We start from the raw sequence: 1157 nt of genomic DNA on the forward strand, positions 1-1157 counted from the left end.
GGTGGCCGCAGAGAATAGGCCCAAGCGACTGTTTACCAAAAACATAGGTTTCTGCTAAGTCGCAAGACGATGTATAGGAGCTGACGCCTGCCCGGTGCTGGAAGGTTAAGGGGATCTGTTAGAGCAATCGAAGCAGTGAACTTAAGCCCCAGTAAACGGCGGCCGTAACTATAACGGTCCTAAGGTAGCGAAATTCCTTGTCGGGTAAGTTCCGACCCGCACGAAAGGCGTAACGATTTGGGCACTGTCTCAACAACAGACTCGGTGAAATTGTAATTCCGGTGAAGATGCCGGATACCTGCGACAGGACGGAAAGACCCCATGGAGCTTTACTGTAGCTTGACATTGGGTCTTGGTACTACATGTACAGGATAGGTGGGAGGCTTTGAAACCAGGACGCCAGTTTTGGCGGAGCCATCCTTGGGATACCACCCTTGTAGTACTGGGACTCTAACCATAGGCCATGAATCTGGTCTTGGGACACTGTCAGGTGGGCAGTTTGACTGGGGCGGTCGCCTCCCAAAAGGTAACGGAGGCGCTCAAAGGTTCTCTCAGTACGGTCGGAAATCGTACGTAGAGTGTAAAGGCAAAAGAGAGCTTGATTGCAAGACATACAGGTCGAGCAAGGATGAAAATCGGACTTAGTGATCCGGTGGTTCTGCGTGGAAGGGCCATCGCTCAACGGATAAAAGCTACCCTGGGGATAACAGGCTTATCTCCCCCAAGAGTCCACATCGACGGGGAGGTTTGGCACCTCGATGTCGGCTCATCACATCCTGGGGCTGTAGTAGGTCCCAAGGGTTGGGCTGTTCGCCCATTAAAGTGGTACGCGAGCTGGGTTCAGAACGTCGTGAGACAGTTCGGTCCCTATCCGTCGCAGGCGTAGGAAATTTGAGGAGACCTGTCCTTAGTACGAGAGGACCGGGATGGACGTACCTCTGGTGTACCAGTTGTTCTGCCAAGGGCATGGCTGGGTAGCTATGTACGGAATGGATAAGCGCTGAAAGCATCTAAGCGCGAAGCCAACTTCAAGATAAGATTTCCCACCGCAAGGGTAAGACCCCAGAAAGACTATCTGGTTGATAGGTCGAAGGTGTAAGTGCAGCAATGTATTTAGCTTATCGATACTAATAGGTCGAGGACTTGACCAATATTTA

At 51.6% G+C, this 1157-nt stretch carries 1 rRNA gene; it reads left to right on the forward strand.

The features are described 5' to 3' along the window. Nucleotides 1-1151: ribosomal RNA gene (locus KGF41_RS20455) — 23S ribosomal RNA — on the forward strand; the annotation flags it as partial. Between the last annotated feature and the right edge of the window lie 6 nt (nt 1152-1157).

It is taken from the genome of Clostridioides sp. ZZV14-6150 (assembly GCF_020657875.1).
Classification (GTDB): domain Bacteria; phylum Bacillota; class Clostridia; order Peptostreptococcales; family Peptostreptococcaceae; genus Clostridioides.